Source organism: Streptomyces sp. NPDC021093 (assembly GCF_044333135.1).
Lineage (GTDB): Bacteria > Actinomycetota > Actinomycetes > Streptomycetales > Streptomycetaceae > Streptomyces.
The window spans coordinates 691,925-707,496 of sequence record NZ_JBIRQJ010000002.1; the positions used below are offsets into that span (position 1 = coordinate 691,925).

Annotated in this window: 7 protein-coding genes; all 7 read left to right on the plus strand. The window is 72.8% G+C overall.

The window, feature by feature from the left end; translation table 11 throughout:
• The first annotated feature begins 4 nt into the window (after positions 1-4).
• Positions 5-6,271 carry a beta-ketoacyl synthase N-terminal-like domain-containing protein gene (locus ACH4SP_RS07985; protein ID WP_398411192.1) on the plus strand — a complete coding sequence of 2,089 codons (6,267 nt, stop codon included), beginning with the start codon at positions 5-7 and terminating at the stop codon, positions 6,269-6,271.
• On the plus strand, positions 6,264-7,385 hold the full coding sequence (locus tag ACH4SP_RS07990) for a DNA alkylation repair protein (RefSeq protein WP_398411194.1): 1,122 nt from the start codon (positions 6,264-6,266) through the stop codon (positions 7,383-7,385). Before ACH4SP_RS07985 ends, ACH4SP_RS07990 begins: the two co-directional genes overlap by 8 nt.
• Positions 7,382-11,386 carry an aminotransferase class I/II-fold pyridoxal phosphate-dependent enzyme gene (locus tag ACH4SP_RS07995; protein WP_398411200.1) on the plus strand — a complete coding sequence of 1,335 codons (4,005 nt, stop codon included), beginning with the start codon at positions 7,382-7,384 and terminating at the stop codon, positions 11,384-11,386. Before ACH4SP_RS07990 ends, ACH4SP_RS07995 begins: the two co-directional genes overlap by 4 nt.
• An 85-nt stretch (positions 11,387-11,471) precedes the next feature.
• A complete protein-coding gene (locus ACH4SP_RS08000) occupies positions 11,472-11,870 on the plus strand; it encodes a hypothetical protein (RefSeq protein ID WP_398411203.1) in 399 nt (132 codons plus the stop codon).
• A complete protein-coding gene (locus ACH4SP_RS08005) occupies positions 11,867-13,057 on the plus strand; it encodes a class II histone deacetylase (protein WP_398411206.1) in 1,191 nt (396 codons plus the stop codon). The genes ACH4SP_RS08000 and ACH4SP_RS08005 overlap by 4 nt, the downstream gene beginning before the upstream one ends.
• On the plus strand, positions 13,054-13,977 hold the full coding sequence (locus ACH4SP_RS08010; protein WP_398411209.1) for a thioesterase II family protein: 924 nt from the start codon (positions 13,054-13,056) through the stop codon (positions 13,975-13,977). The genes ACH4SP_RS08005 and ACH4SP_RS08010 overlap by 4 nt, the downstream gene beginning before the upstream one ends.
• Positions 13,974-15,542, plus strand: coding sequence for an MFS transporter (locus tag ACH4SP_RS08015; protein ID WP_398411212.1), 1,569 nt, complete (start codon positions 13,974-13,976; stop codon positions 15,540-15,542). Before ACH4SP_RS08010 ends, ACH4SP_RS08015 begins: the two co-directional genes overlap by 4 nt.
• Positions 15,543-15,572: the final 30 nt, after the last annotated feature.

A 15,572-nucleotide genomic window follows, 5' to 3' on the forward strand; every position in this document is an offset into this window, starting at 1 on the left:
GGCCATGACCACCGAAGAGGCCATGACCACCGAGTCGTACGAAAGGACCGCTGTGACCGAGCTCGACAGCCGCATCGCCGTGATCGGCCTGGCGGTACGGCTTCCCGGGGCGGAGGACGCCGTGGACCTGAGCCACCTGCTGAGGCGCGACGGGGCCGAGGTCGGCGACGTTCCGCCGAGCCGCTGGGACCGCGCCCTGTACCTGGGTGAAGGACCGCACCGGGGAACCCACCACCGGGGCGCGTTCCTGCTGGATCCGTTCTCCTTCGACCACGAGGCGTTCGGCATGAAGGCCGAGGACGCCGTTCTCCTCGATCCCCAGCAGCGCGTCATGCTCGAAGTCGGCGCGCGGGCCCTGGAGGAAGCCGGTTACCTGGGGGTGCGACGGAGGCTCAACGCGGGCGTGTTCGTCGGCGCGCGCATGAACTCGTACGGATTCGACCACGGACGGGGCCTGGTCCCGCAGGACCCGGCAGGCCCCGCCGACGGACTCGGGGCCGACGCTCCCGGGCCCGACGTCCTCAGGCCCGCCGCCCTGTGGGGACGGTCGCAGAACTTCGTCGCGTCCTGGCTGTCCGACCGGTTCGACCTGTCGGGTCCCAGCCTGGTCGTCGACACGGCCTGCTCGTCCTCGCTGTCGGCGGTCTGGCTCGCCTGCCAGAGCCTGGCGGCCGGGGCCTGCGAGCTGGCTGTCGTCGGCGCGGTCGACCTGCTCATCGATCCGCTCACCTTCGTCCTGCTCTCCAGGACCGGAGCCCTGTCCCCGGACGGTCTGTGCCAGACCTTCGACCGCAGGGCCAACGGCTACGTGCCCGGCGAAGGCGCCGTCGCCCTCGTACTGAAGCCGATGCAGGCCGCACTCGCCGACGGCGACTTCGTCCACGCGGCGATCAGCGGGACGGCGGTCAACAACGACGGCCGCACCATGGGGGTCACCACGCCGAACCTGGAAGCCCAGGTGGAGCTGTTGAGCAAGGTCTACGACACGGTCGACCCGGCAACCGTCCAGTACGTCGAGGCGCACGGCACCGGCACCGCCATCGGCGACCCGATCGAAACGCGGGCGCTCACCGAGGTGTTCGGCCGCCGCGGTGTTCCCCGCAACTCCGTGGCCCTCGGTTCCGTGAAGCGCCGCATCGGCCACCTCCACTCGGCGTCCGGACTGGCAGGACTGGCGAAGATCCTGGTCCTGCTGGGGGAGGGGACCATTCCGGCCCTGGCGGTCGACGCGCCCAACCCCCGCCTCAACCTGGCCGACAGCCCGTTCTACCTCCCCGACGCACAGCGCCCCTGGCCCGAGGTGCCGGTGCGACGGGCAGCGGTGAGCGGATTCGGCTTCGGCGGCACGAACGCGCACATCGTGGCCGAGTCCGTCCCACGGCTCCCCGCGGGGAAGCCCACCGCCGAGGCGCCCCGGGCGTTCCACGTACTGCCCCTGTCGGCAGACAGCCCCTACGCGCTTCGCGAACTGGTGGCGCAGTGGCTGGAGTTCCTGCCGACCGTCGCGGACGGCCTCGTCGACGTGTGCGCCACGGCACGACTGGCACGCCCGCACCGCACCGAGCGGGTGGCGGTCTCCGGGGGCGACGCCGCGGAACTGGCCGCCGGTCTGCGCGCGTGGCTCCTGCACGGCGACGGTGACCGAGCCGCCGGCCCCGGCGGCCCCCCGCGCACCGTGCCGGTGCGCCCGGACCAGGCCGCCGTCGTGCCCGGATGGCTCCCGGCCCTCGACCGGGCCGTGCCCGCCGTGCACGAGGTCGTCGGCCGCTTCGAGGCGGCGACCGGTGCACGACTGTCCGACTTCTCCGGCGAACTGCTCCGGATCAGCGAGGCGACCGCGCTCGTGGTGGCGCTGCACGACCTGGGCGTGCCGGACGCAGCCGTGGACCTGCCTCCCGGGTGGGAGGCGATCAAGGACTTCGGGTGGGGGCGCGTAACCCTGGAGGACGCGCTCGCCCGGGTGCTCGGGCCCGACAGCGACTCGCCCCCCGGGGCCGACCGTGCAGCCGACGGCGAAGGCGAACTCTGTGCCCGGCTTGGCGGCGCCCGCGACGAGCGGGGAGTGGCCGCGGTGCTCGCCGCACTCACCGCCGAACTCTTCACCGCCGGCCGGGACATCGACTGGACGGCGTTCCAGGGCGGAGCTGCGTGGAGCACACGACTGCTGCCGTCGGCGCAGCTGCGCGGCGGGGCCCTGAACCTGCGCGAACCGCTGCGCTCGGCGGAGCCGGGAGCACCCGCTGAACTCGTCGAGGACGAGAGGAGCGCGGGGTACGAAGGAAGCGGAAGCGCGGGGTACGCGTTCTCGCGCGTGTTCGGCCCCGGCGAATCGCCCATCGCCCAGCACGCCGTCTACCGGACGATCATGCTTCCGGGCGTGGCGTGGTTCGACTTCCTGCGCGAGGGTGCCGCGCTGCGCGGCGAGCCCTTCCACGGGGTGGCGGACGTCCTCTTCCACCGGCCGCTGATCCCCACCGGAGCGCACCGCGTGGTGTGCCGGGTCGGCGCGGACCTGCGGTTCACGGTGGCGGACGCGGTGAGCGGAACCCCCTTCGTCACCGGCCGATACGTCGCGGAGCCCGTCCCCGCGCCGGCCGCCGTACCGATCGCCCCGCTCCTCGACGCCTGCTCCGAGCTGTACGCGGGCTCGGGCCTCTACCGGTGGCTGCGGCGCATCGGCTACCACCACGGCCGCTACTACCGGAACATCTCCTGGGTGTCGAGCCTCCCGGACGGCGGCACGCTCGCACGGATCGAGGGTGCGCGGCAGCGCGAGCTGAATCCGGCCGGAGTGCACCTGTTCCCCGGCCTGCTCGACAGCGTCACCATCGCCGCCATCGATCCGGGCAACCCGGTGTTCGGTGCCGCCGAGGCCGCCGCGTTCATCCCGCTCTCGGTGGGCCGGGTGCACGTCTTCGGACCGCTGGAGGCCGCCGCCTACGTCCGTACCGAGACCGCCTTCTGGAACGACGAAGCCTGCCGGGTCACGCAGACGGTCACCGACGAGCGGGGCAACCCGCTGCTCGTGTTCGGAGACATGTCGTCCAAGCGGGTCCCTGCGGAGGCGTTCGGCGCGGAGACGATCGGCACGGCGTCATCCAGTACGGAGCCGCCGAGCACCGAGCTGCCGAGCACGGAGGCATCCAGTACGGAGGCTTTCAGCGCGGAGGCCGTACCGCCGCGTCCGGTCGCCGTACCGCCGAGTGGTCCCGCCACCCCGTCCTCGTCGGCCGCCCGGGTGCTCGCCTGGTTCCTGGACCTGACCGGAGTGCCCGAGGAGCACGCCGATACGGAGTTCCTCTCCGCGGGATTCGACTCGGTCGGCCTGGTGACCCTGAGCGAGCGCCTCTCCCAGGAGTACGGCCTGTCCCTCTATCCGACGGTCTTCTTCGAGTATCCGACCGCCCGTCAATTCGCCGAGTTCGTCCTGGGCGAGGCACCGGACCTCCTGACGACGGTGGACGCCCTCGCAGCACCGGCCCCGGCACCACCGGCCGTCGAGCCTCCGCAACCCCCCGCCCCTCCGGCCCCGCAGCCCCCGGCCCCCGCAGCTGCCGAGCCCGCCGGCGGGGAACGTACCGTCGTCGCCCCGCGGTCACACCCCCGTACCGCACCCGGGGCCGCCGGCACCCGCTCACGGGACGTCGCCGTCGTGGGCGCCGCCGTCCGGCTGCCCACCGCGCACGGCCTGGGCGCCTTCGCCGACCTTCTCGCCGAGGGGCGCGACACCGTCCGCCGGGCGCCCGAAGACCGCTGGGACCCGTCGTACGGACCCGCCCCGCACGCCTCCTTCCTGGACCGGGTGGACGAGTTCGACCCCACCCCGTTCCGGATCTCGCCGCGCGAGGCCCCGCAGATCGACCCGCAGGCCAGGATCGTGTACGAGACGATCTGGGAGGCCGTCGAAGACGGCGCCAGGTCCGGCGACCGGGCCGGGAACAGCAACACCGGCCTGTGGATCGCGTACAGCCACGACCACTACCACGAGGAGCGGGTGCGCCACGGTGTCCCCGAGGGGCGCGGCCTGGGACTTGAGGCGATGATCGCCAACCGGCTGTCCTACCTGATGGACTGGCACGGGCCCAGCACACTGGTGAACACCCTGTGCTCGTCCTCGCTGGTGGCGATCCACTCCGCGCTGCAGCACCTGCATTCCGGGGACATCGACACCGCGGTGATCGGAGCGGTGCACGCCGGACTCAGCCCGGAGTACTTCCGTTCCATGGGCGATCTGATGGCCCTGTCGCCACGGCACCGCTGCCGCACCTTCGACAGCACCGCCGACGGCTTCGTACCGGGGGAGGGGGCCGTCGCCGTGGTGCTGCGACGGCACGACGACGCGCTGCGGGACGGCGACCGGGTCCGAGGGCTGATCAAGGGGGCCGCCGTGAACCACGGCGGCCGTACGACCCGCTACTCGGCGCCCAGCCCCCGGGCCCAGCGCGACGTCATCGCGGCGGCCCTGCGGGACGCGGAGGTCTCCCCGGACACGATCGGTCTTGTGGAGGCGCACGGCACGGGGACGGGGCTCGGCGATCCCATCGAGATCGACGGGCTCACCCGGGCGTGGCGCGGGTTCACCGACCGTTCGCAGTACTGCGCGATCGGCTCGGTGAAGACGAACGTGGGGCACCTGGAGCCCGCCGCAGGACTGACCGGGCTGGTCAAGGTCCTGCTGGCCATGGAGCACGAGCTGATTCCGCCGACGCTGCATGTGACGCGCCCGAACGCGCACATCCGGTTCGAGGACACGCCGTTCTACCTCGCCGACCGTCCCCTCCCCTGGCCCCGGGGCGAACAGCCCCGGCGCGCCGCCGTGAGCGCGTTCGGGATGGGGGGTGTGAACGCGCACGTGATCGTCGAGGAGCCCCCTCCCACGGCCGGCCCTCCGCCGGAGGCGCAGGAGAGCCACCTGCTGCGGGTCAGCGCCGCCGACGAGCCGGCCGTCCGGGCCCTGGCGGGCGCCTACGCCGCGCACCTCGCCGCCGATCCCTGGGGGCAGCCGGCCGACTTCGTCCACACCGTGAACACCGGCCGCGCCTCGCACCGTTACCGCACCGCGGTGCACGGAGCGACGGCGGGGGAGCTGGCCGAGCGGCTGACCGAGGTCGCGTCCGGCGGCGTCCCTCTCACCCGGCACAGCAACCGGGCGACCGGCACGGCGTTCCTCTTCACGGGGCAGGGTTCGCAGTACGCCGGAATGGGCCGCGGCCTGTACGCCACCGAGCCGTACTTCCGTGCGGCCCTGGACGAGTGCGCCGAACTCCTCGCCCCGCACACCGACGTTCCGCTGCTCGACCTGCTGCACGGCGACGCGAGCGAGCGCCTCGACCGGACGCGGTACGCGCAGATCGGCATCGTGAGCGTGCAGGTCGCGCTGGTCCGCCAGCTCGAAGCGCTGGGCATCCGGCCCACCGCCGTCGCAGGTCACAGCCTTGGCGAACTCACCGCCGGGTGGGCCGCCGGGGTGCTGTCGCTGCCCGATCTGCTGCGTCTGACCGCCCTGCGCGGCCGGCTCATGCAGGCCCAGCCCGACTCGGGCGCGATGGCCGTCGTCCATGCCGACACCGCGACCCTCGTCGCCGCGCTCCGGGACTTTCCCGACCTGGAGATCGCCGCGCACAACGCGCCCCGCGTCCATACCATCACCGGACCCGCGCAGGCCGTCGCCCGCTTCCGCGAGCAGACCTCGCACCGGACCCAACCCCTCACCGTCAGCCACGCCTTCCACTCCGCGGCGATGGAAGGGGCCGTCGCACCGTTCGCCGATGCCCTGGCCGCGGTGGAACTCGCCGCACCCGCGCTGCCCTTCGCCTCCACGCTCACCGGCACCTGGCACACTCCCGCCACCGCCACCGACCCCCAGCACTGGGCGCGGGCCGTCCGCCGGCCCGTTCTCTTCACACAGGCCGTCACCACCCTCGGCGACACCGCCCCCGACACGGTCTGGGAGATCGGCCCGCACCCCCAGCTGACCGCGTCGGCCCGTGCGACCCTCCCCGGCGCCGACCCCGCCTGGATCACCACGCTGCGGCGCGGACACCTCGACCAGGTGCAGCTGCACGCCGCGCTGGCCGCCCACTACCGCCGTACCGGAGCCGACCTGGACTGGGCCGGCCTCCATCACGACAAGCGGCACCGGATCACCACCGCCCCCTCCTACCCCTTCGGCCGAAGGCGGTTCTGGATCTCGGCGGGCGCCACGAACACCGATACCGATACCGACCGACCCCACCTCCACGAGACGAAAAGGCCCGAGCACCATGGCTAGCGAGTACGGACTGAAGCGGCACTTCAACGGCGACGCGGCGCGCCTCATCGGCGGCAGGATCCGCGCCGTCCACCCCGAGTTCGACATCGAGGGGTACGCGGCGGAGGTCGAGCGGCGCATCCCGGGCAAGGAGCTCAAGGACCGCGTCCTCGTCCTGGCCGAGGGGCTGCGCACCCGGCTGCCGCAGGACTACCCGGCCGCCGTGGCGATCCTCGTCCCGATCCTCGGGGACGAACTCGCCGAGGGCGAGGGCATGTTCAACGCCAGCTGGTTCCTCATGCCCGTCGCCAGGTTCGTCGAGGAGTACGGCCTTGAGCACCCGGAGGTCTCCCTGGACGCCATCGAGGAGATCACCAAACGGCACACGGGCGAGTACGCGATCCGGCCCTACATCGAGCACCACTACGCGCTCACGATGGAGCGCGTCGAGCAGTGGGCCCTCAGCCCCAGCCACAACGTGCGGCGGCTGGCGACCGAGGGGATCCGCTCCCGGCTGCCCTGGGCCCGCACCCTCGCCGTCTTCGTGAAGGACCCGCAGCCCGTCCTGGACGTCCTCGAACCCCTGCGCAGCGACCCCTCGGAGTACGTGCGCAAGTCCGTCGCGAACAACCTGAACGACATCTCGAAGGACGCCCCTGAGATCGCGCTCGCGACGGCACTGCGCTGGATGCGCGAGAGCCCCACCCCGGAAACGACCTGGATCGTCAAGCACGCGCTCCGCACCCTGGTGAAGAAGGGCGACCAGCAGGCCCTGGAGATCCTGGGGGCCACCGGCGGCGAGCACGTGCACGTACCCCGGCTGGAGATCACGCCCGGGTCGGTGACCGTCGGGGACACCGTCGTCCTCAGCTTCGACATCGAGAACACCGACGACCGCGCCCACAGCGTCACCGTCGACTACGTGGTGCACCACGTGCGCAAGAACGGCCGCAGCATTCCGAAGGTCTTCAAACTGGCGACGCTCGACCTCGCGGCAGGCGAACGGCGCACGCTGCAGAAGGCCCACGCGATCAAGGAAGTACAGACCCGCCGGTACTACGCGGGTGAACACGTCGTCGACATCCAGGCGAACGGCCTGGTCAAGGCCTCCGAGCGATTCGGCCTGCGGACATGAGCGGCACCCGGTTCCCCCTCGGAGCAGCCGATCCGCTGGTCGTCGACCACCGGATCGGCGACACCCCGGTCGTCCCGGCCGCGACCCAGATCGATGCCGTCCTCACCGCCTGCGAGGCCCAACACCCCGACGGACAGTGGACGTTGAAGGAAGTCGCCTTCCGTGCGCCGCTGCGGGTGGAAGGTCCAGGCACCGAGCTCCAGGTGCACACCACCGAGGACGGACAGTGCTCGGTCCGCTCGCCGCAGCCGGGCGGTGACGGCACACCGCGCGAGCACTGCACCGCCCGCGCCGCCCGCGTTCCGCTGCCGCCGCCGCGCTACCTGGACGTCGCCGGGCTGCAGGCCGGCTGCACGGAGACCGTGCCCGGCACGGCCGTGGACGAGTGGCGGCGGGCGAGCGGCATCACCTACGGACCGGCCTACCGGGCGATCAGGTCCGCCCGCCGGGGCGGGGGACGCATGCTCGCGGTGCTGCGGGCGGCCGACGACCCGCACGGGAACTCCTTCGCCCGGTCCTTCGTCCCGCCGCCGCTGCTCGACAGCGTCTTCCAGGCCCTCGGCATGCTCGACGACGGGGCGGCCGGGGCGTGCCTGCCCTGGTACGTCGGCCGGATCGTCGCGCGCAGGAGGATCTCGGGCACGGTGCTGGCACTGGTCGAGCGGGAGGAGCCGACCGGCGCCCGCACCGGCGTCGTGCGGGGCCGGGCGACCGTCTGCAACCAGCAGGGAGAGGTCCTGCTCGAACTGGACCGCATCACCCTCAAGGCCACCGCGCCGCCGGGCACATCCGCCGGGGCCACCGCGCCGCCGGGGCCGGGGGAGGAGCACCCGCCCGCCGTGGATCACCAGCCCACCGCGGATCTCCCGCCCACCGCGGAGCGCACGCCCACCGCGGAGCGCACGCCCGTCGTCGGGACGGTCGAGACACTCGGCTGGCGGAAGGCCGATCCGGTCTTCCTGCCCGCGGCGTCCGACGGGGCGTTACTGGTGGTCTCGGCGGACGGCCTCCCGCTGCCGGGCGGGCGGCCCGTGGTGCGTACGACCCCCGATGAGCTGACCCAGGAGCGCCTCGACGCACTCCTGGGCGACACCCCCGTCCACGGCGTGCTGTACGTCGCGCCGCGCGACACGACGGGCGAGGCAGCGGCGGCCCGGACCCTGCAAGGGGTCTTCGCCCTGGTCCGCCGGCTGGCGGCGCGCCCCCCGATGCCGGATCTGGCGATCGTCACCACCTCGGCCCATCAGGTGACCGGACGGGAGAGCGTCGATCCCCTCATGACCGCGCTGTGGGGGCTCGGCCGCACGCTGCAGGTCGAACACCCGCGTACCCGGGTGCGCCTGATCGATCTCGGCCGTGAGGAGCACGCGGACGACCGCGCCGCCCTCCTGCGGGAAGCGCTGGATCGTGCCGGGCCGGAACTCGCCCGGCGCGACGGCCGCTGGTACGAGCCCGTGGCCGAGCGATCGCCGGCGATCCCCGGGCCGTCGTCCGCGGCCCCCGGCCCTCTGCGGCTGCGGGGCGGGCGGTACCTGATCACCGGCGGCATGGGCGGCATCGGCCTGCGGGTCGCCGAGTTCCTGGCCCGGGAGGGATGCGCCCACCTGACCCTGGTGGGCAGGACCGTCCCGGACCGGGGGGAGAACCGGCGGCGGCTGAGCCGTCTCGACGGGCTCTGCGACGTGGACGTCGTGGCCACGGACGTACGCCGGCTGGGCGAGGCACTCGCCGGAGCCGAGCGCTACAACGGGGTGTTCCACGCCGCAGGGGTGCTCCGGGACGGCCTGGCCCGCACCCTGACACCCCAGCAGGTGGACGAGGTCCTCGCCCCGAAGCTCGGCGGAGTGCACGCGGTCGCCGACCTGGTGGCCAGGTGGGCACGGCCGGACTTCGTCGCCCTGTTCTCGTCGGTCGCGGCCGTACGCGCGAACCTCGGGCAGAGCTCCTACGCGGCGGCCAACGGCTACCTGGACGGCTACGCCGCCCGTAAGAGAGCCGAGGGCGAGCCCTGGTACAGCCTCGGCTGGGGCCTGTGGACCGTCGGCATGGGCGAGGCCGTCGCCCCGCGGGCCGCCGCTCACGGCATCCCGGCCCTGACCGCCGACCAAGGCGTCGCCCTGCTGCACACGGCCCTCGGCCGTACCCCCGCGCACTACGTCCTTTCTGCCGCTGCGAATGCGAAGGATGCACGAATGACCGCTGTGACACCGGAAAGCAGACTGTGGCCGTCGCTGTCGACCGCCCTGAAGAAGATCCTCCACATCGACGACGTGTCCCCCGAAGACAATCTGCTGGAGATCGGCCTCGACTCGATGATGGCGGTCGAACTGGCCGCCGCCCTGTCGGCCGAGGGGACCGAGGTCGACCCCGTGGTCTTCTTCGAGCACAGCGACGTCGGCGCGCTGCTCGACCACCTGGAACTGACGGTGGCACCCGGAGCTTCGGCCCCCGCAGCTCCCGTAGCCGCTGCAGCCCCTTCGATCCCCTCGGCCCGCTCTGCCGCCCCGGCCGCCGACGCGACGGTGGCTCCGGCGCAGGCGCAGGCGCAGGTACCGGCACCGGCACCCGTGCCGGTTGCGGACCCGGCCCGGGAGCCGCGTACCCGCGCCGCCGACGGCCCAGCTGCCGACTCCTTCGTCGCCGACTGGGACCGCTTCCGGACGCCGGACCCCGTCACCCCGCCCGCCGCCGTCCGCCCGCCCGCCGCCGTCACCCCGCCCGTACCGGACCGGACACCGCGCGGGACCCCGCAGGGCCAGGGCCGGACACCCCGGCGGACCCTGCCCGGCCGGCTGTCCTCCTCGACGCGAGGCACCTTCCTCGAACAGCGCATCGACACGCTGTCGGCGGAGGACCGCCTCGTCGTCGCCAGGGACGAGTACTTCTACGAGCCGGTCATCCAGGAGGCCAGCGGCGCCCGGATCAAGTTCGACGGCCGCTGGTACCTCAACTTCGCCTCGTACAGCTATCTCGGTCTCATCGGGCACGACTACATCGACGCGCAGGCCCTGAGCGCCGTGGAACAGCACGGCACCGGGGCCCACGGCGTGCGCCTGCTCGCGGGCACCCTGCACCTGCACCGCGAACTGGAACTGACGCTCGCCCGCTTCCTCGGCACCGAGGACGCGATCGTCTTCTCCAGCGGATACATGGCGAACGTGGCGACGGTCGGCGCGCTGGTCGGCCCCGGCGACGTGGTCATCGGCGACGTCTACAACCACGCCAGCATCCTCGACGGCTACCGCCTGTCGGGCGCCCGGGTCATCACGTACGCCCACAACGACCTGGCCGACCTGGAACGGGCCCTGCGCAAGGTCGGCGACGCGGGGCGGCTGGTCGTGACGGACGCCGTCTTCAGCATGGACGGCGACGTGGCCCCGCTGCCGGGCATCGTGGAGCTGTGCGAGCGGTACGACGCCCCGCTGATGGTCGACGAGGCGCACAGCCTCGGCGTGCTCGGCGGTACCGGACGCGGCATCACCGAGCACTTCGGCATCGACCCGGAGCGGGTCGCCGTCAAGATGGGCACGCTGTCCAAGACCGTGCCCAGCGCGGGCGGTTACGTCGCGGGCTCGCGCGACCTCGTCTTCGCCCTGAAGAACAACGCCCGCGGCTGGATGTTCTCCGCCGCGGTGACACCGGCCCAGGTCGCGGCGGCGAAGGCCGCGATCGAAGTGATGGAGGCGTCCCCGGAACGCCCCCGCGAACTGCGCGCCAGGACGGCCAGGTACCTCGGGCAGCTGCGCGCCCTGGGCTTCGACACGCTCGCCAGCGAGACACCGGTGGTGCCGGTGGTCTGCCAGAGCTCCGAGCAGGCCCACGAGATGGCGCGGCTGTGCCAGCTGGACGGGCTGTTCGTACAGCCGATCGTCTATCCGGCGGTGCCGCGCACCCTTCCCCGACTGCGGACCATCGTCAGCCTGAGCCACTCGGACGCCGACCTGGACGCGGCCGTCGCGACGTTGGAGAAGGCCGGCCGCGCCTGCGGCCTGATCGCCTGACCGCTCAGCTCCACAGCTCCATCGACCGGGCACCAGAGCACGTCGACCAGCCGACCGACCGCACGGCAGACCGAGGAGCACAGACATGACGCACACAGACATGACGCACACAGACATGACCGGTACGTACACCTCCGGCACGTACCCGTCCGGCACGGACGTGACCGGCCAGGACCCGACCGGCACGGACAGCGCCGCCTTCTTCGCAGCGGTGCTCAAGACCATCGCCTCCACCCGCAACCACGCCACCGACCAGGCCGAGTACGCCAGGGGCGTCCTGGAGCCGGCCGGGCGGATACGTACGACCGAGCAGGAGACGGACGGCAGGCAGCTCACCGTCCACGAGACCGACGAGGTGCTGGGCCTGCTGGAGACCACCTTCCGCGCCAAGCGCACCCCCGACGAGGAGCGCGAGTACTACCTCCGGTACATCGAGCGGGTCTCCGGAGTGAGCCGTGCCTCGTTGGGTGTGTCGGCCCAGTGAGCACGCCCCACCTCGCGTGGTACAGCCACGAGATCTGCTTCTGGCACGACCCCGGCTCCGGATCGGGGTACGTGCCGGTGGGGCCCGGCATCGAGCCGCTCCGGCAGTTCGCGGTGGACCCGGACCTGCGCAGGGCGGAAGGGCTGGTCAAGGCGTCGGGCGTGCAGGACAGGTTCACGTGCGTCACGCCCACGCCTGCCACCGACGAGGACCTGCTGCTGGTGCACACACCGGAGCACATCGAGCGGGTCGAGGCCACGTCGGCGATCGGTTCGGGGGACGCGGGCGTGTACGCGCACGTCAACTACCACAGCGCGCAGGCCGCCAGGCTCGCCGTCGGCGCCTGCGTACAGGCCGCCACCAGCGTCCTGGAAGGGCGGTTCGACCGGGCCTACTGCCTCGTGCGGCCACCCGGCCACCACGCCGAGCCGGACCGGGCGATGGCGTTGTGCCTGTACAACAACGTGGCCGTCGCCGCCCGTGCCGCGCAGCGCCACGGAGCGCGCCGGGTACTGATCCTCGACTGGGACGTGCACCACGGGAACGGCATCCAGCGCACCTTCTACGAGGACCCCGACGTCCTCTACATCTCCCTCCACCAGGACGGGCTGTTCCCCGCCGCGTCCGGTCTCGTCACGGAGACGGGCGCCGGCGCGGGGGCGGGCAGCACCCTCAACGTGCCGCTGCCCGCGGGCAGCGGGCACGACGCCTACCTCGCCGCCGTCGACCGCCTCGTGGAACCCGCCGCCCGCGCCTTCCGCCCCGATCTGATCCTGGTCGCCGCGGGCGTCGACGCGAGCGGCCACGATCCGATGGGCCGGATGATGTGCACCAGCCGCACGTTCCACGCCATGACCAGCACGCTGTGCCGGCTCGCCGACGAACTGACGCGGGGCAGGATCGTCTTCGCCCACGAAGGCGGCTACTCGGCCTGGTACCAGCCGACGCTGGTGCTGGGCACGGCCGCGGCGATCGCGGGCCTGCCGGCGCCGCAGGACCCGTTCCTGCACTCGCTCGACCACCTTCCCGGCCAGCGTCTCCAGCGGCACCAGGACCGGGTGATCACCCACCTGGAGACCCACCACCCGCTGCTGTCCCGTACGGCTTCCGACGTGCCCTCCGCAGCACTCTCTGACGCTCCGTCCGCCACCCCGTCCGCCGCTCCGTCCCCGGGAGGAGGGCGATGAGCGACTGGTGGATGACGGTGGGGGCCGGCGGGCGCCGGCCCCCCGGGGCCGGTCCGGGGCAGGGCACCCGGCCCCGCTTCAGGATCGTGGCGTTCCCGCACGCCGGCGGCTGGCCCTCCGCGTTCCGCTCCTGGTGGCAAGTGCTCCCGGCGGACGTCGAGTTGCTCGTCGCCCAGCTGCCGGGGCGGGGCGCGCGCATCAACGAGGCGCCGCTGACCCGGGTCGCACCCCAGGTGGAGGCGCTGGGCCGGTCGCTCGCGGAGCGGGAGCCACTGCCGTACGCGGTCATCGGGCACAGCTTCGGCAGTGTGCTGGGTTACGAACTCACCAGAGCGATGGAGCGCAGGGGCCTCGCGCCCCGCCTGCTGGCGGTCTCCGCGCGCCAGCCGCCCTGCTTTCCCAGCGAGCCGCCGTTCGCCCACCTCAGGAGCGACGCCGAACTGCTGGACCACCTGGTGGACATCGGCGGCATGGCTCCTGGCCTGCTGAACCGGCCGGACCTCGTCCAGCTGTCGCTGCGCGCCATCCGCGCGGACCTCGAAGCGATGGAACGGTACGAGCGGCCGGTGACCGGCACCAGCACCCCGATCCTGGCGCTCGGCGCGGTCGACGACCCCGTGGTCGTCGCCGAGCGGCTGCACCTGTGGTCGCTGGAAACGTCGGGCGGTTTCAGTCGGCTGATGTTCACCGGCGGCCACTTCTACCTGTACGCGCCCGCCCACGCGGAGACCGTCGCCGGCCGTCTGCTGCGGGACCGCGAAGGACTGCCGGTCGACCGCGGGGGCCTGCCGGTCGACCGCGGGGGCCCGTCGGCCGACCGCGAGGGCCCGTCCGCCGGGAGCGGCACCGTTCACCCACTCCGTCACCCGATCCCCGTTTCGGGTGGCCATGCGAAGCATTTCGGAAAGGAACCAGCGTGAGCACCACCACCGATTCCCCCCAGCAGGCCGGACCACGCGAATGGCTGGGTCTCGCCGTGCTGGCGCTGCCCACACTGCTGCTGTCCATCGACGTGAGCGTGCTGCACCTGGCCGTGCCCCATGTCAGTACCGCCTTGGACCCGACCGCTTCCCAGATGCTGTGGATCATCGACATCTACGGCTTCCTGATCGCGGGCTTCCTGGTGACCATGGGCACCCTCGGCGACCGCATCGGCCGCCGGAAGCTGCTGCTGATCGGTGCCGCCGCGTTCGGCGTCGCCTCGGTCGCCGCCACGTACGCCTCCGACCCGGCCACGCTGATCGCGGCGCGGGCCGCCATGGGCATCGCCGGTGCCACCCTGATGCCTTCGACCCTGGCGCTGATCAGCAACATGTTCCGCGACGCGAGGCAGCGCGGGGTGGCGATCGCGGTCTGGATCACCATGTTCTCCGTGGGGATCGCGCTCGGCCCGGTCGTCGGCGGCGCCATGCTGGAGTACTTCTGGTGGGGTTCGGTCTTCCTGCTGGGCGTGCCCGTCATGGTGCTGTTGCTGCTGGCCGGACCCGTCCTGCTGCCGGAGTACCGCGACGAGGAGGCCGGCCGGCTCGACCTGACCAGCGTGGGCCTGTCCCTGGCCGCGATCCTGCCGGTGGTCTACGGGCTGAAGGAGATCGCCAAGGACGGCGTCTCGACGGTGCCCGTCGCGGCGCTCGTGGTGGGCGTGGTCTGCGCCGCGGTGTTCGTCCGCCGACAGCGCACGCTGGACAGTCCGCTGCTCGACTTCGGCCTCTTCGGCAACCCCGCGTTCCGCACCACGCTGGTGACGATGCTGCTCAGCATGCTGGTGGCGGGCGGCACCTACCTGTTCGTGACGCAGTACCTGCAGCTGGTCGGGGGGCTCTCCCCGATGAAGGCCGGTCTGTACCTGCTGCCCGCGGCGGGTGCGCTGATCGTGACGTCCATGGTGTCCCCCATGGCCGCGAGCAAGATCCGGCCCGCGTACGTCGTCGCCGTCGGGCTCGCCGTCTCGGCCGCGGGCCACGTCATGCTGGCCCTGGCGGACAGCTCCTCCGGGATCGCACAGGTGGTGACCGGTTTCGCACTCGTCTACGCGGGCGGTGGACCGCTCATCGCCCTCGGTACGGACATCGTGGTCGGCTCCGCCCCGCCCGAGCAGGCGGGTTCCGCTTCCGCGGTCTCGGAGACCAGCACCGAGCTGGGCATGGCGCTCGGGGTGGCCGTACTCGGCAGTGTCGGCACCGCCGTGTACCGCAGCGGGGTGGACGTCCCCGCGGGCGTTCCGGACGGCGCCGGTGACACCCTCGCCGGGGCGGTGGAGGCCGCCGCGAGCCTGCCGTCCGACGTGGCGGCGGCGTTCCTGGAGTCCGGCCGGGCCGCGTTCACCGACGGCATGAATGTCATCGGCGCCGTCGGGGTCCTTCTGGCGCTCGGTACCGCGGTCCTGGTGGCGGTGGTGGTCAAGGCCCCCGCAGGGGGAGCCGACGAGGACGGGGCCGAAGCCTCCGTGACCCCAGTCAAGGCCGAGGGCCAGCCGGCCGCCTGACCCGGCGGCAGCCCCGCCCCGCTCCCCGTT